The sequence below is a fragment of the Cyclobacterium sediminis genome, from assembly GCF_054781075.1.
Genome location: NZ_BAAGVC010000002.1, coordinates 222346 through 247417 on the forward strand (window position 1 = coordinate 222346; position 25072 = coordinate 247417).

Here is a 25072-nt window from a genome sequence, read left to right on the forward strand (position 1 = left end):
AAATTTACTTCTGTAATATAGCCATGGTGATTCGGCTAATGCAGGAGAGCTTCCCTTGGTTATCAGTAATTTTAATTTCCCAAACCTGGGTTTTTCTCCCAATGTGCAGAGGAGTAGCTCTCCCAAGTACCTTTCCCTCCTTCACCGCTCTAAGGTGATTGGCATTTATTTCCAGTCCTACCGCATAATGGGTGTCTAAGTTTAGGGTAAGTATTGCAGCAATTGAACCTAAGGTTTCTGCCAGCACCACATTTGCCCCACCATGTAACAAACCCATGGGTTGTTTGGTTTTATTGTTTACAGGCATTTCTGCTTCGAGGAAATCGTCACCAATTGCTGTGAAATTAATTTCCAGAAAGCCGGGCATATTGTCCTTTCCCATTTGATTTATAAAATCAAGGTCGGGTTTTTTACTAAATACCATGTTATGTGGGATAAAATTTTTTTCTTTGAACCTTGAACCAAAATTAAGGAATCTTGAGCACTAAAAAAATATATGTAGTAAGGCATGGACAAACAGATTACAACCTGAAAGGTGTTGTACAAGGAAGTGGTATCGATGCCCCGATCAATGCCACCGGTAAAAAACAAGCTGCTGCATTTTATGAGAATTTTAAAAATGTTCCTTTTGACCATATTTATCATTCAGGACTCATACGAACAAAGCAATCTATTGCTCACTTTTTAAAGTCGGAAATTTACCAGGAACAGCTGGTGGATTTGAATGAGATATCTTGGGGAAATTATGAAGGCTTGCCTATGGATCAGGAGGAAAACCAATATTATGTAAATATGCTCCAAAGGTGGTCTACAGGAGAGCTGGATTTTAAAATTGAAGGAGGGGAATCGCCAAAACAGGTGGCCATTAGATTAAAACGTGCTTTTGATCATATCCTTAAAACCGGAGGAGAGAATATTCTTGTGTGCATGCATGGTAGGGCCATTAGGATATTAATGACCGTAGTGCTGGGTTATGATCTAAGGTATATGGACGTGTTCAGACATGAAAATCTCTGTTGCTACTTATTGGAAGTAAAGGAAGATGGAAAGGTCTATTTGGACAGCTACCACCCTTCACCATTAACGATGAAAGCATTATAAGTTAAGTTTTATTAGCGGGTTATTGACCATCTCTTGGTTTTCTTTGGTTTCACTAAGGAGGGATTTGAAGTTCTTTTTACTCGCCTCCATGTCAATGATCCTAAAAGCGATTTGTTCTAAAGGTAGCTCTTTGTTGTCAGAAACTTTTACAATGGACTGCCCCATATCACAGACTGTCCAATCAGCAAATGGAACCGTTACAATTAATGCTGTCTCAGAGTTGCCGGTGTATAGTTTGGTATCAAAAATGCTGGAAATATTCAATTCCATGAGACCTAAACTGGCTTCATGGTGTGCTAGCTCAGTCTTATCAAAAATAATCAAGAAGGTTTTGTCCGATCTCTCTTTTCCAAAAGAAAGAACCCCGATCATAAATGCCAGAAAAAACAAAAATACCTTTTTCATAGAATCGTAATATATGTAATATAGATATACGAATCAATAGTGAAAATGGATTAAGGCAAAAAAAAATCCGGAAATTTTATTTCCGGATTTACATGTTTTTATTTTTTGCTTCTTTTTCTTTTTGGTTTTGGCTCTTCGACGATCTCGTCTTCAACCCCGGCAAGAATTCTTCCACAGTGTTCACAAACAATTATTTTTTTCCTTTCCCTAATCTCAGCTTGTCTTTGAGGAGGAACAATATTGAAACAACCACCGCAAGCACCACGCTTCACCAATACTACGGCCAAACCGTTCTTTGCATTGACTCTAATTTTGTCGTAAGATTTGATCAATCGGTCTTCTACCTTTTTAGCAGCTTTCTCCCGGTCGTTCCTAAGCTTTTTCTCTTCGTTTTCGCTTTCAGAGACAATGGTATCCAGCTCCCCTTTCTTTTGATCAAGGTCTTTTTGCCTGTCTTTTAAGATTTCGTTAAGATCTGCAATATCTTTTTCCTTGTTCTCAATTCTTACTTGAGTCTCGGTTATTTTCTTTTTGGATACTTGGATCTCTAGATCCTGCAATTCCAATTCTTTGGTGATTGCATCATACTCCCTGTTATTCCGAACATTCATTTGCTGATCTTGGTATTTTTTGATCAGTTTTTCGGAATCCTTTATTGCATCTTTATACTTTTTGATTTCATCCTCCATTGAGGATATATCAGTATTAAATTTGCTTAAACGGGTTTCGTATCCTATTATTTCATCCTCTAAATCCTGGACTTCCTCAGGAAGAGCTCCCCTCACCTTAAAAATTGCATCAAGACGGGAATCGATATTTTGTAAGTTGAGAATTGCTTCTAATTTCTGTGCGACTGGACTTTCCATGTACTATAGGTAACTTATAGGATTTGTAATTACATTTGTCAAATAGGTTGCAATATTACTAAATTTTCGTGACAATATATCTTTTAAAAGTTCTTTTGTATAAATTTCGCTTTCATAATGTCCTATGTCTGTCAATAAGATACTGTTTTCTGCATCAAAGAACTCATGGTACTTTATATCTGAGGTGATAAAAACATCGGCTCCGGACCTTTTGGCCTGATTTAAAAGAAACACCCCAGCACCTCCACAAACCGCTATTTTCTCTACTTTTTTGTTTGATATGGCAGTGTGTTTTAGCACCTTTAGGTTCATTGAGGACTTGAGATGAAGCAAAAATTCTTTACCTTCCATGGGGTTGGGTAATCTTCCAATCATACCTGAGCCTACATCCTGATTTTTATTTTCCAAGACCTGAAGATAATAAGCAACTTCCTCATAAGGATGCGCCATTTTTAAGGTGTGGATGATTTTATTTTCCAGATGGCTTGGAAAAATTAATTCTACACGTGTTTCTTCCACAGAAGACAATTTTCCTTTTTCGCCAATGGTTGGGTCTGCCGCTTCTTTGGGAAGAAAACTTCCTGTGCCCTCTGATTTAAAACTACAATTGGAGTAATTCCCAATATTCCCGGCACCTGCCTCAAATAATTCATTTAAAACGGCATCTTCCTCACCTTTAGGTATAAAAGTGGTCAACTTGGTGACAAGGCCTTTTTTAGGGGCAAGAATTTGAGGGTTTAACAAACCTATTTTTTCAGCTATCTTGCGGTTGACCCCTTGGCTTACAGCATCTAGATTCGTATGGATTGCATAGATGGCGATGTCGTTTTTGATGGCGGCTATTACCGTTCGCTCAACATAGTTTTTACCTGTCAATTGCTTCAATCCACCGAAAACAATAGGGTGGTGGGCAACGATAAGGTTGCATTTTTTTTCAATGGCTTCCTGCACCACCTTTTCCGTCACATCAAGTGAACAAATTATGCCTTTTACTTCTTCCTGAGCATCACCAACAATTAATCCCGCATTGTCATAACTTTCCTGATAGGCTGTCGGTGCTAGGTTTTCCAGATAAGTTATGATATCCTTAATCAAATAAACCATATATTTGCTTTCGTTTTATTCTCAAAACTACAAAAAAAACACCAATGCGTTTTGTTGATTTTTTACTGTTTCCTTTTGCTCTAATCTATGATGGGGTCACTGCATTGAGAAACAGGATGTTTGACGTCGGTCTAAAAAAAAGTCAACCTTTCGAGGTACCAACAATTGTAGTAGGAAATTTAACAGTAGGGGGGACAGGCAAAACGCCTTTTGTTGAATTTTTGCTCAACAGGCTTGCAGGTAAATTTCATTTGAGCGTTTTGAGTAGAGGCTATGGAAGGAAAACTAATGGCTACAAATTGGCCACAAAAGATTGTTCTCCGGCAGAAATTGGTGATGAACCCTTTCAGATTTATTCAAAATATAAAAACAAGGTTTGCGTTGCTGTAGGGGAAGAGAGAATCCTGGCCATCCCGATGATTCTTGCAGAAAACCCAGAAGTGGAGGCCATTGTACTTGATGATGCTTTTCAGCACAGGTACCTTTTGGCAGACCTCAATATAATGTTGACCACTTATCAAAAGCCCTTTTTCTCAGACTATCTTTTACCGATGGGAAGATTGAGAGAAGGGAGAGTAAATGTTAATAGGGCGGATATTATAGTGGTTACTAAATGTCCACAAAATTTATCAGATCGAGAGAAGAACGATTACAAAGCAAAAACCTCGGCCTACCTGAATTCAGCAAAGCCGATTTACTTTGCAGGGCTTAAATATGGCGAACCTTATACTTTGATCAAAGAAGATGTGACGCTGAGAGACAATATTATTTTGGTGACAGGTATAGTAGATCCAGAACCTATTCGTTTAGCTTTAGAGGGCAAAGGAAAAAAAGTGCTGGAAATATTGGCTTTTCCTGATCACCATGCTTATAAAGGGCAGGATATGGAAAAGATCAAGGAAATTTATAAAAATCATTCTGCGAAAAGCGTATCCATTTTGACTACAGAAAAAGATGCAGTAAAATTGAAGGACAATAAATTGTTAGAAATGATAAAGGGTATTCCGGTTTTTGTCCTACCAGTGGAAATAGAAATGACTTTAAATGAAGAAGAACAACTTTTGAACAAGGTTGAAAGCTTGATTATAAATAAAAATGCTGAAAGTGAAATTTAACCTGAGACTCTTTTTCGCACTTTTAGGCGTATCTTTTTTGGTATCGGCTCCGATATTGGCTCAGCAACAAAGGCCCAATGCTCCGCTAACGGAAGAAGAAAAGAATGAGAAGAGTGAAAACGCCATGAAGTCAGGTTTACTTGACGATTCCACTAAAATGGTATATGGGCCTAAAACTTCTCTTTATTATTATGAGAAATTTGTCAAGAATAATAAATTCAAAAAATTAGAGCTGGATACCTCGCTTACGGGGTTTCACAATTATGAGCCGGTGGCCAATACCTGGTACAAATACCAAGACCTTGGCAATTTGGGAACTGCCGCCAGACCGGTTTTTTATGAGGTACCCATTCAGGTTGGCAGGACCTCAGGCTTTCATGCTTATGACTTGTACCACAATTCACCTGATAGTATAAAATATTACGATACCAAATCTCCCTATACCAAGATCGAAGCATTTTTTGGGGGAGGGAATCGCAATAAGTTGGATGTCGGTTTTACCAGAAATATCAAACCCAATTGGAATGTGGGAATTGCTTATCATACCATTAGGGCTACCAAAACCCTAAATCCTACCACAAGAGATGACCACAATGTGGTCAATGATTCCTACGAAATCCATACCAATTACAAATCTGAAAATGGGAAGTACTTTTTGCTGGCCAATATCACCAGGATGAAGCATAACGTCGACGAACAAGGGGGGATTATCCCTCCGGAAGTTGATACCACCTCCCTTTATTTTACCTATGAAGATGCAAAGGTTTGGCTGAGTAACTCCAAAGCGGTTGATTTAAGACAAAACTACCACCTCTACCATGAATATGAGATATTAAAAGGTTGGCAGGCGTACCACGTTTTTGATAAGGCAAAGCAGGCAGTCACCTTTGTTGCTGATTTATCAACTTCCGATGCTAATTTTTTTAATGAAAATCGATTCAATTCTGAGAATGAAGACCATCCCTATAGCATAGAAGAAACAACCAACAATCACAGCCACTTTTCTGAATGGAAAAATGAAGTTGGATTTAAAGGTGACTTTGGCCCTGTTTATTACAATGCATTCTTAAAATTTAGGACCGGTAGAATGGCGAGTCGCTTTTTTACCTCCAATAATTCCTTTAATGAATTGTCTCTTGGGGGTGCCTTGAGGGGTGAAATTAATGAAAATTGGATTTTTGAAGCTGAAGGAGAATACCTTATCCCTGATGGATACAGAATCAAAGGATTGTTTAAATCTCCTTATCTGGATGTCAGTTATACCAAGGCTCTTTACAAACCTAATATGATGCAACAGCAGTACAGTGGCAATCATTATAGATGGGACAATGATTTTTCAAGTACCGGAGTGGATCAAATTAAAGGCACACTAAAAGGAGATTTTAAGAATTATAGAATCAGGCCGAATATAACCATCAATAGAATTAACAATTATATTTTTTATAACCAGGAAATGGTACCCGAACAAATTTCCTCAGAAGCTTTTATGGTGATTCCCGGATTAGAGTCTCATTTGGTTTTTGCTGGGAAATTTCACTGGCAATCGGAAGCTTATTATACCTTAATTACCGGGGAAGCCGCAGATAAATTTCGTATACCGGATTTGTTTGTCAATACCAGAATATTCTTTGACGGGCCTTTATTTGATGATCATGTATATGTTCAACTGGGAATTGAAGGCCGATATAGAAGTGACAATTATGCACCCGCTTATATGCCGGCAACCCAGCAATTTTACCTACAGGATAGTTTCAATGTATATGCTTATCCGGTGGTCGATGCTTTTCTAAATTTCAGGATTAATAGAACGAGGGTTTTGTTTAGGTACAATCATTTGAATGCCGGGCAAATGTCAAATGACGGCTATTTTGTCACCCCTGATTTTACCGGATTGAAGGGGACTCTGGACCTTGGTATTAGTTGGTATTTCTTTGATTAATTTGTAAACATGGACTGGCAAGAATCGACAAAAAATAAAATGTTAAGGCTGGAATTGCCCACCGACCCAAGATGGGTAGACATTGCTAGCATTAGTTTGGAAGCCATTTTAGTGGATCATGCTTATTGTGAACAAAAAGCTGCTTCTTCTTGTATATCCCTGATCATTAAATTCCCAGAATTTGATGAAATGGTGGATGTGCTTACCCCTGTGGTAGCCGAAGAATGGCAACATTTTGAATCTGTAATGCAGCAAATAAGAAAGCGTGGATACAAATTTGGTTTCCCAAGGAAGGATCATTATGTGGTTCAGCTTCAGTCTTTTGTCCGTAAGGGAGGGAGCCGAAAAGATCAGGTGTCTGAGTTGTTATTGATGAATGCACTCATTGAAGCCCGGTCTTGTGAGCGTTTTAAACTGTTATCTAAAAACCTTGAAGATGAGGAGCTATCTGCCTTTTATCATGAGCTGATGATATCCGAAGCAGGGCATTATGTCAACTTTATCCAGTTGGCAAAAAAATACCAAGAGCCTGAAAAGGTGGAACAGCGTTGGCAGGAGTGGTTAAACCATGAAAAGAAGGTGATGAAAGACCTGGAGATCAGAGGTGACCGGATGCATTAAAGGCCGGTAATCAGGCCAATGATATTATTTACGGTATTCAATGAAGGTGGAGGTCTGATGAATTGCTATCGTAAAGTCACGGTTTGTTTGGGGAAATCCTACAGGAGATGGAAGGTTTGCCTTGTTAAAAACAATTAAAATCCTTCGATTTCTTTTTATGAAGTGTATTTATAGTTAATATTAATGTCAAAGAGGGGGATAAAATAAATTATTGCCCAAATACGGACAATCCATGAATTTGCTCGAAAATATCAGAGAGGCATTTAGATCGGTAAAATCTAATTTGCTGAGGACCATTTTAACAGGTTTGATCATTGCCATTGGTATCACCTCATTGGTGGGAATGTTAACGGCCATAGATGCCATGAAAGCCCAAATAGAGGAAAGCTTATCCGGGTTTGGTGCCAATAATTTTGATGTTAGAAGTAAAGGCTTTTCCGGTGGCAGGGCAAGATCCTCAGGGATTGCACCCAAAAATTATCCAAATATTACCTATAGGGAGGCCACCGAATTTAAGGAGAGGTACAATGAGCGAGGAGTTTCTTCGATTACTACCTTTGTTTCCGGTTCTGCTGAAGTGAAGAAAGGGTCAAAAAAGACCAACCCCAATAGTAGAATTATTGGAGGAGATGAAAATTATTTTTTAATCAAAGGGGTGGCCATAGAAAAAGGAAGGAATTTCAGCAACGTTGAATTGTCTTATGGCAATAATGTTTGTGTGATAGGAACTGAAATACAGCAAACACTTTTTGAAGATACAGAAGATCCTATCAATCAATACATCTCATTTTACGGAAGGAGATACACCATTGTGGGAATCATGGAAAAACAAGGTGGCGTTGGTGGTGACTCGGGAGCAGATAGGGCCATAATTATCCCCATTCTTAATGCAAGAAATTTAGATAGCAGAGGGAGTTTTCGCTATACCATTACCATTGCGGGGCAAGATCCCCTGAGGTTACAATATGAAATGGGACAAGCGACAGGTATCATGCGGGCCATAAGAGAAGACGGTGTGGGCATGGAAGATTCATTTGAGGTAGTCAAATCTCAGACTTTAGGCGAAAGCCTTGAAGAGATTGCCGGATACCTTAGGATTGGTGGATTTGGCATTGGCTTTATTACCTTATTAGGAGCATCTATTGGTTTAATGAATATCATGCTTGTATCTGTTACGGAAAGAACGCGAGAAATTGGCATTAGAAAAGCTATGGGTGCCACCCCGCTCCGAATTCGTCAACAATTTCTAATAGAAGCCATAGTAATTTGTGTCTTGGGAGGAATTCTAGGTGTGATAATGGGGATTGGGATAGGCAATATTGTAGGAAATACAGTGGGACCCGGTGGTTTTCTTGTTCCATGGGTTTGGATTATTTTTTCCTTTGTTGTTTGTATTGTGGTAGGTTTGGTCTCCGGGCTTATACCTGCTTACAAGGCCAGCAAGCTTGACCCTATAGAATCACTCAGGTACGAATAAAAGATTAAAGAATGAAAAGCAATACGTTTGATGCCATCGTTATTGGCTCAGGAATTAGTGGTGGTTGGGCAGCTAAAGAATTATGTGAAAAAGGGCTTAAAACCCTGGTGCTGGAAAGAGGAAGAAACGTAAAACACAAGGAAGATTACCCAACCATGCATACCCCTCCCTGGGAATTTCCTTTGCGGGGTCAATTGTCACTCAAGCTTAAACAAGACAACCCTATTGTTTCCAGATGTTATGCCTTTAAAGACGATGCAGATCATTTCTTTGTAAAGGATAAAGAACACCCCTACATTCAGGACAAACCTTTTGACTGGATTCGTGGATACCAAGTTGGGGGTAAATCTTTACTTTGGGCCAGGCAGGTACAGAGATGGAGTAAATACGATTTTGAGGGCCCCGGAAGAGATGGGTTTGCAGTTGACTGGCCCATACGGTATGAAGACATAGCACCTTGGTACAGTTATGTGGAGCATTTTATCGGTGTGAGTGGCAATAAGGATGGGTTGGATACATTGCCTGATGGGGAGTTTTTACCTCCTTGGGAAATGAATAAGGTGGAAAAAATAATCCAGGAAAAAGTAAATGCAAACTATTCAGATAGGAAATTTATCATAGGCAGGTGTGCTCATCTCACCAAGCCGGCAGCGCATCACCAAGCTCAAGGTAGAGGTCAGTGCATGGCAAGAAGCTTGTGCCAAAGGGGCTGTCCTTTTGGTGCGTATTTTAGCTCAAATTCCTCCACTCTGCCTGCTGCGGAAGCTACCGGAAACCTTACCATCAAACCTCATGCAGTGGTTCATTCAATCATTTATGATGATGCCAAAAGCAAAGTAACAGGGGTAAGGGTAATAAATGCTGAAACAATGGAAACTACCGAGTATTATGCCAAGGTCGTTTTTGTAAACGCTTCAGCATTAAACTCCAACCTTATTTTACTTAATTCAAAATCCAAAAGGTTTCCCAATGGTTTGGGGAATGACAATGGGCTCCTTGGGACACATATAGCCTTTCACAATTACCGGGGAACTCTTTCAGCAAAGATGGATGGATTTATGGATGACTATTATTATGGCCGCAGACCCACAGCCATCATGATGCCCAACTTTAGAAATGTAAAGAAACAAGAAATGGATTTTTTGAGGGGATATATGACCTTTTATTCCGCAGGAAGAGGAGGTTGGGGTAATGCAAGAAATGAAGCCTTCGGTCCCGGATTTAAAGAAGCCAACTCAGAAGCAGGGCCTTGGAGAGTTTTCATGATGATGCAAGGGGAAACTATTCCTAAGCCTGAAAACAGGGTATACCTGGATGATGAGTTGAAAGATAAATGGGGCATGCCTCAACTAAGAGTGGATGTTGGGTATGACGAAAATGATGATTTGTCTGTTAAAGATTTTTTGAATCAGGGGGCAGAAATGCTTGAAAAAGCCGGCTGTAAAGACATCCAACAAAATGATAGCGACCAGGCTCCGGGACTGGATATTCATGAAATGGGAGGTGTTAGAATGGGTAAAGATCCAGAGACTTCCTTGCTAGGAAAATACCATCAAATGCATGCCTGTCCAAATGTTTATGTCACGGATGGGGCCTCCATGACTTCTACAGGAACCCAAAACCCAAGCCTAACTTATATGGCTTTTACAGCCAGGGCCGTGGATCATGCAGTCAAAGCGTTAAAAAGTAAGGATATCTGAATTTTATCCGGCTGTTCAAAAGAGTAAAAAAACCTATTGACAGATTTTGGATACTTAATGATATGTAAAAAATTAAATTTATTTAATTAACTTACAGTTTAATTTTCTATTTAACCAGCCTGATAAATAAAAAAATATGAAAAGAATACTGTTACTTAGCTTTTACCTGGCCGTGGGTGCCGGCTTTATGGCTTGTAATCCGGAAGAAGAAAAGAAGGAAACAAAGCCTAATATTATTTTTATTATGAGTGATGACCATGCCTATCAAGCCATCAGTGCTTATGGTCATGGATTAAATGAAACGCCAAATATTGATAGAATAGCCAATGAAGGAGCCATCTTCCATAGGGCTACAGTTACCAATTCTATATGTGCCCCCAGTAGGGCCGTAATGTTGACAGGGAAGCATAGCTTTATCAATGGGAAAGTGGATAATATCCAGCCCTTTGATTGGGATCAGGATAATTTTCCTAAGTTGCTTCAAGCTAATGGTTACCAAACAGCCATGATTGGTAAGATACATATGGATGGGCTGCCACAAGGTTTTGATTTTTCTATGGTACTTCCCGGCCAAGGGCATTATTACAATCCCGATTTTCTAATCAATGGAGAGAAAAAGCGCATTGAAGGCTATTGTACAGATATCATCACAGATGCTGCTTTAAACTGGTTAAAGAATGATAGGAAAGAGGATGAGCCATTTCTATTGCTTTACCATCAAAAAGCCCCTCATAGAAACTGGAAGCCTGCACAGGAGTATTTGACTTTGTATGATGACAAAACCTTCGATCCTCCTGCAAATTTCTTTGATGATTATGAAGGTAGAGGAACGGCAGCCAAGACACAGGAAATGGAAATTGATGGCCATGCGCGATGGGGCCATGATTTTAAGTTTCAATTAGACCCCACCAATGGAGATACTACCTGGTTGGTAAATCAATTAAAGCGATTGAATCCCGAACAGTTAGAAGACTGGCTTGAGGCTTATGAGCCTAAAAATAAAGCCATGCAGGAGGCAAACCTAAGTGGCAAAGAATTGGCTTTGTGGAAATTTAACCGCTACATCAAGGATTACCTGAGGACAATTAAGTCTGTTGACGATGGAGTCGGTGAATTGTTGGACTATCTAAAGGAAACAGGATTGGATGAGAATACCATTGTGGTTTATACTTCTGATCAAGGATTCTACTTGGGAGAGCATGGCTGGTTTGACAAAAGGTTTATGTACGAGGAATCTTTTAGAACACCTTTGTTAATGAAATATCCTAAAGAAATAAAAGCAGGAAGTAGTTTTGATCAATTGGTGCAAAATCTTGATTTTGCACCCACCTTTTTAGATTATGCAGGGGTGGACATTCCTGAAGAAATTCAAGGAGAGTCATTTAGAGATGTGGTGTCAGGTAAAACTAAGGAGTTTAGGGATGCTGTTTATTATACTTATTATGAATACCCTGCTGAACATCAGGTTAAAAGGCATTATGGAGTGTCTACAAAACGTTATAAACTTATTCATTTTTACTATGATATTGATGAATGGGAATTGTATGATTTGGAAAAAGATCCTATGGAAATGCAGAGTGTGTATGATGACCCTTCATATGCTGAAGTTCAAAAAATGATGCATGAAAAATTAGAAGAGGTTAGAAAGAAATATGGGGATAGTGATGAATTAAACAAGCATTATTTGGACGCTTATTTGGAACATCGAGCCAAAAGAAACAGGTAATTTAAAGGTTAAATTCCGCAAGAAAGAAAGCCAATCCGGTAAGGGGCGGTTTGAGAAGGTATGGAACATTTGTTTCATACCTTTTTTAGTACCAAAAGGATGGAGTTTATCCTCGGCTTTGGTAAAGCTTAGGACAATTTTTGGGCACCTTGTGGTGAATTGAAAATAAATCTGCCCTTTTTCGATTAATAAGGTTCGGAATTATAGCCCCGAACGAAAGGACCATTTTACTTTTTCATTTTTGAGGCATTAATTATTAATGCCATAGTCAAATGAAAAAGTTTAAGATTATTCTTGTCAGCATTTTTACATCCGTTCTTTTCCTGTCAGATTTGCTTATTTCTCAGGCCAATTGGGAGACGGAAAATAATAGCACTGTCTCAATGGTTTTTAAGGTCAAGGACCATACAACTTTTTATTTCAATAAGATCGGTTTTCCAAAACTCCTTTACTAGGCGATTGGCTTTGCTGCTAGCATCAACGATTTTTTTATCCATCTGGGAAAATGCTTTAATGAGCCATTAAATGAAGTTTTTAGTACCAAATTATTTTGGTGGAGCATTGAAAAACATTTTTTATTATAAAAATTTATTATGCATATTTAGCTTTGGAAAAAATATTGTTTGTAAAATAATCTTTTAGTAAAGCTGGTTAGCTATGGGTGAAATTCCTGAAAGTAAAATCATAGAAGACAAATCTATTGTGGTGTTGCCATTTGTGAACATGAGCAACGATCAAGAAAATGAGTATTTTAGTGATGGTATTACAGAAGAAATAATCAATGCATTAACAAAGGTAGAAGGACTCAAAGTGATTGCCAGAACCTCTTCTTTTGCATTTAAGGGAAAGAATCTGGATGTAAGGGAAATTGGCCAACAACTTGGCGTAGCCAATATTCTAGAAGGAAGTGTCAGGAAGGTTTCAGATCGCGTTCGTATTACCGCACAGTTGATTAATGCCAAAAATGGAGTGCATTATTGGTCCAAGAATTTTGACCGGCAAATGCAGGATATTTTTGCTTTGCAGGATGAAATCAGCCTGCTAATTGCGGACCAAATACGAGAGAATTTTGGGCATTTGGTGATCAAGGATCATTTGATTCAAGCTTCAACACGTAGTGTTTCTGCCTATGAACACTATTTAAAAGGGCGTTATCACCAACTTCAATGGACTCCCGACTCTTTTATACAAGCCATCGAGCAATACGATGCAGCCATTGCAAAAGACCCTGAATTTGCCAAGGCTTATTATGGGAATTTACAATGTTATGGTTTATTGGCCATTTGGGGCTTTATGCCTGTCGAAGAAGCAATGGGCAAAGCCATAGACAATTTTATTATTGCCAAGGAATTGGATACTGAACTCCCCGAATACCCCATGTCATTTGTAGGACGAACCTTGTGGAAGGAATGGGATTATAAGGGGGGGTATGAGTACATTAATCAAACCCTGGCTATGAATCCCAAACATACGGATGCATTAGAGGCCATGGCAGAACTGCTTATTGCCTTGGGCTATTTTGATCAAGCCGAATTATTTGTGAAAAAAGCCTTAGAAGTGGATCCATTGTCTCCAAATCATCACTTTACCATGGCCAATGTTTTTTATTTAAAGCAAGCTTATGATATTGCTTTGCATTATATTGAAAAAGCCTTGCGGATCAACCCTCAATTTGACCTTGCCTTAAGGTTAAAGGTGAATGTGCTTGTTCTACTGGGCAAAGAGGAAGAGGTTAAAGAATTGGCTGAAAATTTTGAGGAAAAAGAATTGATCAACCTGCTTTTTGCAATTGTCAATAAGAAAATAGCACAGATTCCTAAAGAATTTTTGGATCAATGGGAAAGCTTGGAAAATGAGGAAGGGGAAATAACGCCCTATAAATTATTTATTCTAACCAATGGTAATTGCCCGGAAGCAGCCTTTAAGTTGTTAAAAAGCGGAATTGAGTTGCGTAGAGCGCAATTAATGAATTATAGATACGAACCCTTTTTGCAAAGCTTGAAAGAAATTGAAGGATTTGAGAACTTGCATCAGGCCAACTTTAGCTTGACTGGAAATGAAGAGTGGTTTGCCAAGGAGAAGCCATCCCAAATACTGGATGAAAAAGAAGCGGATTTGTTGAAGGAAAAGTTAATTAGGTATTTTGAAAAGGAAAAACCTTTCTTAGACCCCCAACTAAACTTAAACGCTCTTGGGAGTAAACTGGAACTCCATCCCAATAAATTGTCCTATTTAATTAATGATAAACTTCAAGCCAATTTCAATGAATATGTGAACAATTACCGATTAAATTATTTCAAAAAGATTGCGATTAATCCACGTTTTAATCACCTAACGCTGCTTGCACTGGCATATGATAGTGGTTTTAACTCCAAGACAGTTTTCAACTCTTTTTTCAAAACAAAAGAAGGAGTCACCCCAAGTGCTTGGTTGAAAAAGGCCAAATCGGAATAATAACAGGCTGGGAAGCAATAGGTATCACATTATAATTCAGAACGCAACAGTAGATGTAATGGCTCACATTTGTTCGGAAATATTTATCTAACTATTGTATTATGAGAACGAATCCATTACCAGGTCCGGATAAAAATGAATCCTTTCCTTTATTGAATCACAACAAACTGTGTTTCTTAAAGAATATCATCACCAACCCTAATATAGAGGTAGGGGATTACACCTATTATGATGATTTAGAGGATGTTTACAATTTTGAAAAAAATGTCAAATATCATTTCGATTTTATTGGGGACAAATTAATAATCGGTAAATTTTGTATGATCGCCTCCGGTGTTTCATTTATCATGAATGGGGGGAATCACCTCAGTACTTCTATTTCAGCCTATCCCTTTGCTATTTTTGGTCATGGCTGGGAAAAAGCCATGAAAGGAAAAAGCTACCCATATAAAGGAGATACCATTGTGGGTAATGATGTTTGGTTAGGTCATAACGTAACGGTTATGCCTGGGGTAACAATCGGTGATGGAGCCATTATTGCTAGTCATTCGGTGGTAACGGCTGACGTTTCCCCCTATGCTATTGTTGGTGGAAATCCTGCTAAATTAATTCGAAAAAGGTTTTCTGACAACAGCATTAGTCAGTTACTTGATATAAAATGGTGGAATTGGCCCATTCAAAAAATCACGGACCATGCACACCTTTTAACAGGTGACAATATAGAAGCATTCCTAAAACAGGTTTAGTTTAATGATTTACCAGCATTTGGCTAGTTGACTGCTTTGCATTTTAAGCTTCAGGTAAAAACCTGAAGCTTTTTTTGTGCGGTATAGAAGTGCTTTCAATAATCCCGGATTATGCAATAGGATTTGTTATGCCTGTCTTGAATTCTCTCAAGGGATGTTACAATCGCAAGAAAATCAGACTGTTTGGAGGTTTTAGCAGAGCACCGCTATGGTAAAATTGAAAAAGCAACGAAGTGGCGAATTTTGAGTCGATTATAGCACGGAATAGAGGGTCTATTGCATGTTTCGGGCTTAACAGCCGTAGTAAAGAAGATTCCCCCTTAATCGAAGTAATTTTTTTCTTACCAAAGAGGTTCACAATTATAAACTGGAACGTTCCTTAGCTCCCTGTCTGCTACTTTTGAATCATCAATTTTATTCACAAGTAGTTTTCGTATCAACCTTTAACTCATTTAAAATGAAATCATTTGTATTAGGAGGTCTATTCTTCCTTTCCTTACTCCCCGGATTTGCTCAAAGCAACTCCTTTACCATAAGCGGTTATCTCACAGACAAGACCAATGGGGAAGTGCTTATAGGTTCTACTGTAAGGGTAGAACAAATCAATAGCGGAACGGTATCCAATGTATATGGGTTCTACTCCATCACTTTGGAAGAAGGGGTTTATGACCTGCATTTTAGCTATGTGGGTTATAGAGAGGTTCAGAAACAAGTAAAGCTGGACAAGGACCTTAGATTGGATATATCATTGATGCTGTCGGATACCGAATTGGAAACAGTGGTCATTCAAAGTGATAGGATGGACGAAAATGTATCATCCGTGGAAATGAGTACAGCGAAAATGGATATTAAAACAATTGAGAAAATGCCGGCCTTTGTAGGAGAGGTGGATGTTTTGAAAAGTATACAGCTCTTGCCGGGTGTGAGTTCAGTAGGAGAGGGTACTTCAGGTTTCAATGTTCGTGGAGGTACAGTGGGGCAAAATCTAGTTTTATTGGATGAAGCCCCTGTTTACCAGTCCTCTCATCTGTTTGGATTTTTCTCTGTTTTTAATCCGGATGCGGTCAAGGATGTTAAACTTTATAAAGGAGGGATTCCAACCCGTTTTGGAGGAAGGTTATCCTCTGTTCTGGACATAAGAATGAAAGAGGGTAATAACCAAGACTATGATGTAGCCGGTGGAATAGGAACTGTATTTAGCAGGCTGTCCTTAGAGGGGCCAATCAAAAAAGGCAAATCCTCATTTATTCTTGCCGGACGTCGCTCTTATGCAGATGTATTGGCACGACCCTTTACAGACGCATTGGACAATGGAGCGGGCATGTACTTTTACGACCTTACTGCGAAGACCAATTTTGAACTAAATGAAAAGAACAAACTCTTTGTGTCCGGCTATTTGGGTAGAGACGTATTTAATTTTGATGAATCTCAAGGCTTTAACTGGGGAAATAAAACGGCCACTATTCGATGGAATCATCTTTATGGAAGCAAATTGTTTTCCAACTTCTCAGCCTTTTTTAGCGACTACAATTATGGTTTTAGCTTTGGAACCAATGAAAGCGACAAGTTTGACTGGCAGGCAGCCATTTCCACATGGAATTTCAAGCCTGAATTTACTTGGTTTGCTAACCCTTCACATGAACTTACCTTTGGAGGAGAATTAATTGCTTATCGATTTCGACCCGCAGATGCTACAATTATAAATAATGGAGAGCTGTCCAATATTAGTTTGGATCATCGGAAAGCAGTTGAGGGAGCTTTGTATGTCAGTAGTGAACAAAAATTTGGAGATAAGGTAGTGGCGCAATATGGCCTTCGATTCAGTTATTTCAATCATTTTGGAGAAAAGACTTATACGTATGGAGATACCTTGCCGGGCATAGAACGGCCTTTGATAGGGGTTACAGAAAATGGATCCTGGAATTCAGTGGCCCAATACAATAACCTGGAACCCAGGCTTTCAGTCAAGTATTCACTGAATGAATCCAGTTCCTTGAAAGCCAGTTATAACCGAATGAGTCAATACTTGCACCAAATTTCAAATACTACTGCCTCCTTACCTATTGATATCTGGCAACCTTCCGATAACAATATATTGCCTCAAACCGGGAATCAGGGAGCTTTAGGCTTTTTCAAAAACTTTTTTGGCAACCGGTTTGAAACCAGTGCCGAAGTCTATTATAAATGGAACCAAAACCAAATGGATTACATCGATGGGGCTGAGTTATTTATCAATGAATTTATGGCTTCTCAATTACTCTCTGGTAAGGGAAGGGCGTATGGCTTAGAGTTATATGCCAAGAAAAATCAGGGCAGGTTTACCGGTTGGATCAGTTATACTTTGGGTAAAACTGAATTGAAAGTAGATGGAATAAATTATGGGGATAATGAATTGACAAGAGAGGGGAATTGGTATCCTACAAGGTATGACCAACGCCATAATTTAAAACTGGCAGGATTTTATGAACTAAATAAGCGAGTGACCTTGTCGGCAAATTTCAGCTACTTGTCCGGTACGCCAACTACCTTTCCAACAGATCGGATTATTGTACAAGATAAGGTAATCCCTTATATCGATGGAAGTGATAGAAATAACTATCGGATTCCTAATTTTCATCGATTAGATATTGCATTAACCATTGACAATATATGGAGAGGCAAGAAACAGAGGAAAGGCACGGATAACCTTGTAGTATCGGTTTATAATCTTTATGGTAGAAAAAATCCTTTCAGTATTTATTTCTCTCAAGGGACATCCTCCAGACCACAGATGGGCGAACCATTAGCTACCTCTGCCCATCAAATGTCTCTCATTGGTACTTTAATACCTTCTGTAACCTATAATTTTAAATTTTAATCCTGACAAATCTATACCTATATCATGAAAAAGTTAATCGTTTTCTTTTTGGCCTGTCTTAATTTCGCATGTGATACTGAAATCAACCCTACCCTTAATCCTGCGGCAGAAGTGATGGTGGTGGATGCTTGGTTAAATGATAAAAATGAAACTCAGAAAATTTTTCTGACCATATCGCAGCCTTATTTTGATCAATCCTCACCTGAGATGGTGGAAGGCGCAAGTGTAAGTGTCAAAGATCTTTCTTCAGGAGAAACAATTACATTTGTTGAAACAGATGCCTATTATGGCTGGGAACCGGGAGATGAAGAATTTTTGGTAGTCGGTCATCAGTATCAACTACTTCTAGAAGTGGATGGGAAGGCTTATACTGCCAATGCGGGCTTGGGTGAAGTACCTGAGGTTGATTCCGTGCAGTATACCTATAACCCGAAAGACATTAATTTCAAGGAGCCTTATTTTACAGCAGAGTTTATGGCCAGTGATATTCCCGGTCGAGGAGATGCCTATTGGATCAAGGCATGGAAAAATGGAGTTTACTTAAGTAAGCCTTCTGAAATCAATATTGCCTTTGATGCTGGTTTTTCGTCTACTCAAACTATGGATGGTGTGCTTTTTAATCAGATCATTCGTAAGGATTTCGTGAATCCATGGGATGAAAATCCGGAAAAAGAAAATTCTTTATTGCCCCCATACGTGGTTGGGGACTCTTTGTATCTGGAGATTCATTCCATTGATCCTATGGCATTTGAGTTTTTGTCAGGCGTAATCTTACAGACCAATAGACCGGGTGGTTTTTCCGAATTATTTGCTACTCCATTGTCAAATGTTATCAGCAATATTTATCCGGTATCTGAAGAATCTTCTATAAAGGTTCAGGGATTCTTTAATGTTTCTGCTGTCACAAGTGGTGGCGGAAAGTTAACTGCTGCAATTGCAGAAACTGCAATGAACGCAGCAGAAGACTAATATCTCTTGAGCGACATAATTAATTCCGGGCAACAGCTTTTTTCAATAGGGAAATAGTTGTTGCCCTTAGTTTTATTTTATGGAATTTTCAGTATCTAAAATAAGAATTCGATAATGGCTAATTTTTGTAACCCAATCTTGCATAAAGCAATTTTTTGCTGTCACCATTTTTAGGTATTGGTAATTGAAAAAAGCTATCCACACCATTTCCCATGTTATTATTAATTTTTGGAAGCAGAATATGATTGTTTTTTATTTTATGCACCATGTTTAAGTTGAATACATGCTTTCTATTGAGTCTATAGAAATTTTTCAATAGGAAAATATTGTTCTGATAAAAGTTTTTTAATCCGGGAGATATAAAATCTATACTTTTTTTACTAGTAACGGTAAAGGCTCTTATGATTTTATCGTCAGCTTCCAAAAGGATTAAGTCATTTACCGGGATTGCGGTTATTTCATTAAAGCCGGTAGTGACCATTAATTTACTTTGGGTTCCATTGTTTGAATGTGTATTAATTTGACCGCTATTTTTTCTCTGGGATTGGTAAATTAATGCCAGTTCAATTTTTTCAGCCAATATATCGGGGTTAAATGGTTTGTGGATAAAATCAAAGGGGCATAAAAACTTGGCTTGATCAAATCCTATTTCTTTAGGTAGTCCTGATAAGAAAATGATAGGGATACATATCTGTTGATTGATAAAATGAGCTAGTCTTATTCCTGCATCTTTGTCCTCTCCTAGTGAGATGTCAAGCAATACCAAATCAGGAGAGTTGGTATAGGTTAAGGAAACAGCTTCTGAATAACTGGTTGCCGGGCCAATTACTTCGGAAATCTCTGTCGGAAATTTGGTTTCTATTTCAAATTTTAGGTCTTCTGAAATAAAAGGGTCATCCTCTACAATAAGTACTTTCATATAGGTTTGAAGTTTGGTGGGTGTCTCCAATCAAAATAAAACAGGTTCAATTTTTAATATTATATGTTATTGAGTAAAAAATTTACTCAATAAATATTTCTGACTTATAATAGTTGCAACCTAATAGCAGTATATTTTTATTAACCTGTATATATGTCTAATAATTTACAGAAAATTTCTTAATAAACTAAGCGAAAGGATTGGTTTTATATGTGTGGTCATTGAAGTGTTTATTTAGTTGGTTTATATAAAATAAAAATATATGATATTGTTTACGTAAACGATATTTAGTTATTATCATATTTTTAATTTTTCATATAAATATAACAATGATTCAGGTGATTTTTTATAGTTGTTTTTGTGCCAATTAAAAAATGTGTACTGCATTAATTGAATATTAAAATAGGTTTTAATAGGTGTGAAGCGTTTTTTGTGTTTTTTGCTTTATGTCTTTATATCCTACTTTCACGTGTCCATATCCTAGCTTCACGAAAATTATTTATAGAAGTAGTAAAACTCATTTACATTTAATTAGAACCTAAATTAAATCACTATGGAAAATAAGTTTTACTGTATTTGTTTGATGCTATATATTCTGGGAGGCATACCGAATGTTTTTTCCCAGGTAATATTTGAGGATGATTTTGAAAGTGGTGCATTGAAAACGGAATGGACAGCAATTCCGGGGGAGGACAATGCTGTGGTAGGGATAGAAAATCAGATTCAAGGACGGAATGTTTTTTATCAAGGGAGTAATGGTTTAGCCATGGGTAAGACTAGCTCAAAAGGAGGGTTAGTTACCAATAGATTAGATCTTAAATTAGACCTAAGCACCTATTCTCAAGTTGAAATGGATTTCTACCTTAATAATTATTTCGATGAGACCCATCCTCAGGACGGGATTTATATAAGTGATGATGATGGGGCGACCTTTACCAAAGTTATGGACTTTGATGGAGATAATTGGCAGGGTGATGTTTACAGCAAAGTGCCTCCTTTAGATATTGACAGGTTGGCGAGTCATTACGGATTAACACTTTCGACTACGTTTATCATTAGGTTTCAACAATATGATGACTCCTACTTTGGGGCTTATTCCAGCAGTTCAAGAGATGGAATCTTTATAGATGACGTTGAGGTCCGCGTACCTGACCAAACATATATTTCTACTTTCCCTTATTCTACAGGATTTGAGGGAAGTGTTGAGCTTCCTGCAGGTTGGAAACAGGCCAATCCTACATTTCCCTATATTAACTCTGTAGAAGCTAACTCTACCGGGTTGGTAAGTGGAGCTTCTACCGTAAGATTGGAAGGGATTGCTGCGGTTGGTTCTACTATTTCAGCCAGAAATGCATCTAGGGAAGGGTCCAACGGATTGATATTGGGAAAGAGAGTAGGTGGTGAACTTGGAGCCGTTGCTGTGGACCTTCACCTTGATTTAAGTAGTACTCCGGATATTGAATTGTCTTTTTGGATGAATAACTACTTTGAAAATACCCATCCCTTAGACGGGATTTTCTTTAGTGATGATGCTGGAGTAACCTTTACCAAAGTTATGGATTTTGATGGGGACAATTGGGCAAGTGCAAGCTGGAGTCAACTGCCTCCTCTGGATATTGACAGGTTGGCCAGTCATTATGGATTGACACTTTCCTCTTCATTTATTGTAAGATTCCAACAATATGACAATTCCTACTTTGGAGCTTATTCTAGTAGTTCACGAGATGGTATTTTTATAGATGATGTTGAAGTTCGTGTACCTGACCAAACCTATATTTCCACTTTTCCATATTCGACCGGTTTTGAAGATGGTTCTAAGCTTCCATCTGGCTGGAAGCAGGCCAATCCTTCATTTCCCTATATTAACCCTGTAGAGGCTAACTCTACTGGGTTGGTAAATGGAGTTTCTACTGTAAGGTTAGAAGGGATTGCTGCGGTTGGTTCTACTATTTCAGCCAGAAATGCATCTAGGGAAGGGTCCAACGGATTGATATTAGGAAAGAGAGTAGGTGGTGTACTTGGAGCCGTTGCTGTGGATCTTCACCTGGACCTAAGTAATACTCCAGATATTGAATTGTCTTTTTGGATGAATAACTATTTTGAAAATACGCATCCCATCGATGGAATCTTCTTTAGTGATGATGCTGGAGTAACCTTTACCAAAGTAATGGATTTTGCTGGGGATAAATGGGCAAGTGCAAGCTGGAGTCAACTGCCTCCTCTGGATATTGACAGGCTGGCAAGTCATTACGGATTGACACTTTCTTCTTCATTTATTGTAAGATTCCAACAATATGACAATTCCTACTTTGGAGCTTATTCTAGCAGTTCACGAGATGGTATTTTTATAGATGATGTTGAAGTTCGTGTACCTGACCAAACCTATATTTCCACTTTTCCATATTCGACCGGTTTTGAAGAAGGGTCTAAGCTTCCATCTGGCTGGAAGCAGGCCAACCCTTCATTTCCCTATATTAACCCTGTAGAAGCTAACTCTACAGGGTTGGTAAATGGAGTTTCTACTGTAAGGTTAGAAGGGGTTGCTGCGGTTGGTTCTACTATTTCAGCCAGAAATGCATCTAGGGAAGGGTCTAACGGATTGATATTGGGAAAAAGAGTAGGTGGTGAACTTGGAGCCGTTGCTGTGGATCTTCACCTGGACCTAAGTAATACTCCAGATATTGAATTGTCTTTTTGGATGAATAACTATTTTGAAAATACGCATCCCATCGATGGAATCTTCTTTAGTGATGATGCTGGAGTAACCTTTACCAAAGTTATGGATTTTGATGGGGATAAATGGGCAAATGCAAGCTGGGGTCAACTGCCTCCCCTCGATATTGACAGGTTGGCAAGTCATTACGGATTGACACTTTCATCTACGTTTATTGTCAGGTTTCAACAATATGACAATTCCTACTTTGGAGCTTATTCCAGTAGTTCACGCGATGGTATTTTTATAGATGACGTTGAAGTTAGGGTTCCTGACCAGACTTTTATAAATAAATTTCCTTATAATGAGGGATTTGAAGAAGGTACTAAAATGCCTAAGGGTTGGGCTTATAGCAATTCTACGTTTCCTTATGTTGATCCGTTATCAGAGTTTTCTACTGGAATGGTCGATAATAATTCAGTTGTTAGATTGGAAGGAGGGGTTGGTGTTGCAAGTAAATATGAATCACTTGCTGTAAGTAAAACAGGGCAGAATGGGCTGTATTTAGGTAAAAGCGCATCAGGAGAATTGGGAATCGTAAGTGCTGATTTGAAGCTTAATTTAAAAGAGGCTCAAAATGTAATTCTTAAATTTGATATTTTCAGTAGTTTTGAAGAGTTGAGCCCTCAAAATGGTATTTATTTAAGTGTGGATGAAGGCCTAACCTTTACCAAAATTCAGGATTTCACCCTTATTTCAAATAAATGGGGGTTTATGGAAGTGGATATTTCAACTTTGGCAGAAGAGAAAAAATTGACTCTTTCAGAGAAAACAGTGGTTCGTTTTCAACAATATGGAAGCAACCCCATTTATACTTATTCGTATTCCAGAGATGGGATCTTCCTTGATGACATAGAAATAACTACTAAAAGCAGAATAAGTCAAGTCATATCGTTTTCCTCCTTGCCTGAGATGCAATTTGGAGATGCTCCTTTTGATTTAGTGGCCACAGCAGATTCTGAGCTCCCAGTTCAATTTACTGTAGTCAGTGGTCCTGCCACAATTACAGGAAAGCAGCTGACCATTACAGGCGCAGGGACTGTAACAGTAAAAGCTGAACAACCCGGTGATAATGAATACCAGGCAGCGGAAGCTATAGAACAGTCTTTCGAAGTCGAGAAAGCCAATCAGGAAATTACTTTTGGCTCCATCTCCAATAAAACTTACGGCGATGCACCATTTACAGTGGTGGCCACGGCTGATTCCAAACTACCGGTTACTATTTCCTTGGTCGGTGGTCCCGGAACCATTAGTGGAAGTAAAGTGACTATTACAGGTGCCGGAACGATTACTGTGAAAGCCACTCAGGCAGGAAATGACAATTACAATGCTACTTCTGAAGAGAAGGAGGTTACTGTTGAAAAGGCAGGGCAGACCATTACTTTTGCCAATTTGCCTGATAAAACTTACGGAGACCAGCCAGTTAATCTTTCTGCCTCCTCAAGTTCCGGATTACCGGTAACCCTAAAAGTGAAAAGTGGTCCCGGAAAAATCTCCGGAACAAAGCTGACTATTGAGGGAGCGGGAGCAGTAGTCATTACTGCCAGTCAACCCGGAAATGACAATTACAAGGCGGCTAGTGAGGTGAACCGCACCCAGACCGTTAAGAAAAAATCTCAAACCTTAGATTTTACTGCGATTGAAGACAAAGCCTATGGCGCAGCCTCCTTTGATCTAATTGCAAGCAGTAGCGCTAATCTGGAGCCTACCTTTACCGTGCTCAGTGGGCCGGCTACGATAAGTGGTAAGACTGTTAGTCTAACGGGCGCAGGGAAAGTAGTTATTGAAGCCAGTCAAAGCGGGAATGACAATTATGCTGCAGCCGAAAAGAAAACCAATAGTTTTTGTGTTGCTCCACCTGTTCCTGAAATAGAAATCATCGGTTCTGAATTTTCTCCTGAATTGGTGCTTAAAGTAACAAATGCACCTGAAGGGAGTACTTATCAATGGAAGCTGGACGGTTCGGATATTTCAGGAGCTGATCAAGATGAAATTAACCTATCAGAAGGGGGAGCTTATTCGGTAATGGTGACAGTAGATGGTTGTAGCAGTATTTCTGAGCCCCAAACCTTGACTGATTTAGAAGAAAGACCAGGTGCTAAGGGGTTGGTAAACCTGTTCCCCAATCCAGCCAAGAACACCTTCTCCATCACTGGCCTTACCATAGGAGAGGCTTATGAGCTCACTATCAATGATCTCAATGGAAGGAGTAGGGTGGTTTTAGACTATGTGCATACGGAGAATAGCTTTATAAATATTTCCGACTTCAATGCAGGTGTCTACCTAATAGAGATCCAAGGCTATAGACTATTTGTAGTCCGGAAATTAATTATTAAAGACTAAGACAATACGGAGGGCGA

Annotated in this window: 17 protein-coding genes; 12 read left to right on the forward strand and 5 right to left on the reverse strand. The window is 38.7% G+C overall.

What is annotated here, in order from left to right:
- Positions 1-4: 4 nt before the first annotated feature.
- Positions 5-424, reverse strand: coding sequence for a hotdog family protein (locus tag ACYVHJ_RS01495; protein WP_460511915.1), 420 nt, complete (start codon positions 422-424; stop codon positions 5-7).
- A 53-nt stretch (positions 425-477) separates the two neighbouring features.
- Between ACYVHJ_RS01495 and ACYVHJ_RS01500 the strand changes: the two genes are divergently transcribed.
- Positions 478-1101, forward strand: a complete 624-nt coding sequence (locus ACYVHJ_RS01500) for a histidine phosphatase family protein (RefSeq protein ID WP_460511917.1) — start codon at positions 478-480, stop codon at positions 1099-1101.
- Here ACYVHJ_RS01500 and ACYVHJ_RS01505 read toward each other — a convergent pair.
- The 3 genes from ACYVHJ_RS01505 to ACYVHJ_RS01515 form a co-directional block, all read right to left on the reverse strand.
- Entirely contained in the window at positions 1096-1506 is a 411-nt protein-coding gene (locus tag ACYVHJ_RS01505; protein ID WP_460511919.1) for a hypothetical protein, read from the reverse strand. The two genes, ACYVHJ_RS01500 and ACYVHJ_RS01505, sit on opposite strands and share 6 nt — an antisense overlap.
- Positions 1507-1604: 98 nt before the next feature.
- Positions 1605-2372 carry a zinc ribbon domain-containing protein gene (locus ACYVHJ_RS01510; protein WP_303612464.1) on the reverse strand — a complete coding sequence of 256 codons (768 nt, stop codon included), beginning with the start codon at positions 2370-2372 and terminating at the stop codon, positions 1605-1607.
- Positions 2373-2375: 3 nt separating this feature from the next.
- On the reverse strand, positions 2376-3476 hold the full coding sequence (locus ACYVHJ_RS01515; RefSeq protein ID WP_460511922.1) for a Nif3-like dinuclear metal center hexameric protein: 1101 nt from the start codon (positions 3474-3476) through the stop codon (positions 2376-2378).
- Positions 3477-3520: 44 nt separating this feature from the next.
- Here ACYVHJ_RS01515 and lpxK point away from each other — a divergent pair, with 44 nt between their 5' ends.
- The 10 genes from lpxK to ACYVHJ_RS01565 all read left to right on the forward strand — a co-directional run bounded on the left by lpxK (position 3521) and on the right by ACYVHJ_RS01565 (position 19080).
- A complete protein-coding gene (lpxK, locus tag ACYVHJ_RS01520) occupies positions 3521-4591 on the forward strand; it encodes a tetraacyldisaccharide 4'-kinase (RefSeq protein WP_460511924.1) in 1071 nt (356 codons plus the stop codon).
- On the forward strand, positions 4572-6530 hold the full coding sequence (locus tag ACYVHJ_RS01525) for a putative porin (protein ID WP_460511926.1): 1959 nt from the start codon (positions 4572-4574) through the stop codon (positions 6528-6530). The genes lpxK and ACYVHJ_RS01525 overlap by 20 nt, the downstream gene beginning before the upstream one ends.
- A gap of 9 nt (positions 6531-6539) precedes the next feature.
- Positions 6540-7151, forward strand: a complete 612-nt coding sequence (locus ACYVHJ_RS01530; RefSeq protein ID WP_339901248.1) for a MiaE family protein — start codon at positions 6540-6542, stop codon at positions 7149-7151.
- Positions 7152-7383: 232 nt separating this feature from the next.
- Positions 7384-8628 (forward strand): ABC transporter permease, encoded by a 1245-nt coding sequence (locus ACYVHJ_RS01535; RefSeq protein WP_339901250.1) that lies wholly within the window; start codon positions 7384-7386, stop codon positions 8626-8628.
- An 11-nt stretch (positions 8629-8639) separates the two neighbouring features.
- The gene (locus ACYVHJ_RS01540; protein WP_460511929.1) at positions 8640-10328 is read left to right on the forward strand and encodes a GMC family oxidoreductase; all 1689 of its coding nucleotides are present in this window, start codon (positions 8640-8642) and stop codon (positions 10326-10328) included.
- A gap of 136 nt (positions 10329-10464) precedes the next feature.
- On the forward strand, positions 10465-12054 hold the full coding sequence (locus tag ACYVHJ_RS01545; protein WP_460511931.1) for a sulfatase family protein: 1590 nt from the start codon (positions 10465-10467) through the stop codon (positions 12052-12054).
- 657 nt (positions 12055-12711) lie between these two features.
- Positions 12712-14508 (forward strand): helix-turn-helix domain-containing protein, encoded by a 1797-nt coding sequence (locus ACYVHJ_RS01550; protein ID WP_460511933.1) that lies wholly within the window; start codon positions 12712-12714, stop codon positions 14506-14508.
- Between the two features lie 101 nt (positions 14509-14609).
- Positions 14610-15254 carry a CatB-related O-acetyltransferase gene (locus ACYVHJ_RS01555; RefSeq protein ID WP_460511935.1) on the forward strand — a complete coding sequence of 215 codons (645 nt, stop codon included), beginning with the start codon at positions 14610-14612 and terminating at the stop codon, positions 15252-15254.
- A 457-nt stretch (positions 15255-15711) separates the two neighbouring features.
- Complete coding sequence (locus ACYVHJ_RS01560) at positions 15712-18111, forward strand: TonB-dependent receptor (RefSeq protein WP_460511937.1); 2400 nt, start codon at positions 15712-15714, stop codon at positions 18109-18111.
- 24 nt (positions 18112-18135) lie between these two features.
- A complete protein-coding gene (locus tag ACYVHJ_RS01565) occupies positions 18136-19080 on the forward strand; it encodes a DUF4249 domain-containing protein (RefSeq protein ID WP_460511939.1) in 945 nt (314 codons plus the stop codon).
- A gap of 118 nt (positions 19081-19198) precedes the next feature.
- On the opposite strand, the gene ACYVHJ_RS01570 is transcribed toward ACYVHJ_RS01565, so the two are convergent.
- Positions 19199-19999 (reverse strand): response regulator, encoded by an 801-nt coding sequence (locus ACYVHJ_RS01570; RefSeq protein WP_460511941.1) that lies wholly within the window; start codon positions 19997-19999, stop codon positions 19199-19201.
- Between the two features lie 553 nt (positions 20000-20552).
- On the opposite strand from ACYVHJ_RS01570, the gene ACYVHJ_RS01575 reads away from it, so the two are divergent.
- Entirely contained in the window at positions 20553-25055 is a 4503-nt protein-coding gene (locus ACYVHJ_RS01575) for a T9SS type A sorting domain-containing protein (RefSeq protein ID WP_460511943.1), read from the forward strand.
- Positions 25056-25072 lie beyond the last annotated feature (17 nt).

What these genes read in the sequence shown, in the direction of transcription:
- ACYVHJ_RS01495 (WP_460511915.1), bottom strand. Translation starts at nt 424, where the DNA reads ATGGTATTTAGTAAAAAACCCGACCTTGATTTTATAAATCAAATGGGA.
- ACYVHJ_RS01505 (WP_460511919.1), bottom strand. Translation starts at nt 1,506, where the DNA reads ATGAAAAAGGTATTTTTGTTTTTTCTGGCATTTATGATCGGGGTTCTT.
- ACYVHJ_RS01510 (WP_303612464.1), bottom strand. Translation starts at nt 2,372, where the DNA reads ATGGAAAGTCCAGTCGCACAGAAATTAGAAGCAATTCTCAACTTACAA.
- ACYVHJ_RS01515 (WP_460511922.1), bottom strand. Translation starts at nt 3,476, where the DNA reads ATGGTTTATTTGATTAAGGATATCATAACTTATCTGGAAAACCTAGCA.
- lpxK (WP_460511924.1), top strand. Translation starts at nt 3,521, where the DNA reads ATGCGTTTTGTTGATTTTTTACTGTTTCCTTTTGCTCTAATCTATGAT.
- ACYVHJ_RS01525 (WP_460511926.1), top strand. Translation starts at nt 4,572, where the DNA reads ATGCTGAAAGTGAAATTTAACCTGAGACTCTTTTTCGCACTTTTAGGC.
- ACYVHJ_RS01530 (WP_339901248.1), top strand. Translation starts at nt 6,540, where the DNA reads ATGGACTGGCAAGAATCGACAAAAAATAAAATGTTAAGGCTGGAATTG.
- ACYVHJ_RS01535 (WP_339901250.1), top strand. Translation starts at nt 7,384, where the DNA reads ATGAATTTGCTCGAAAATATCAGAGAGGCATTTAGATCGGTAAAATCT.
- ACYVHJ_RS01540 (WP_460511929.1), top strand. Translation starts at nt 8,640, where the DNA reads ATGAAAAGCAATACGTTTGATGCCATCGTTATTGGCTCAGGAATTAGT.
- ACYVHJ_RS01545 (WP_460511931.1), top strand. Translation starts at nt 10,465, where the DNA reads ATGAAAAGAATACTGTTACTTAGCTTTTACCTGGCCGTGGGTGCCGGC.
- ACYVHJ_RS01550 (WP_460511933.1), top strand. Translation starts at nt 12,712, where the DNA reads ATGGGTGAAATTCCTGAAAGTAAAATCATAGAAGACAAATCTATTGTG.
- ACYVHJ_RS01555 (WP_460511935.1), top strand. Translation starts at nt 14,610, where the DNA reads ATGAGAACGAATCCATTACCAGGTCCGGATAAAAATGAATCCTTTCCT.
- ACYVHJ_RS01560 (WP_460511937.1), top strand. Translation starts at nt 15,712, where the DNA reads ATGAAATCATTTGTATTAGGAGGTCTATTCTTCCTTTCCTTACTCCCC.
- ACYVHJ_RS01565 (WP_460511939.1), top strand. Translation starts at nt 18,136, where the DNA reads ATGAAAAAGTTAATCGTTTTCTTTTTGGCCTGTCTTAATTTCGCATGT.
- ACYVHJ_RS01570 (WP_460511941.1), bottom strand. Translation starts at nt 19,999, where the DNA reads ATGAAAGTACTTATTGTAGAGGATGACCCTTTTATTTCAGAAGACCTA.
- ACYVHJ_RS01575 (WP_460511943.1), top strand. Translation starts at nt 20,553, where the DNA reads ATGGAAAATAAGTTTTACTGTATTTGTTTGATGCTATATATTCTGGGA.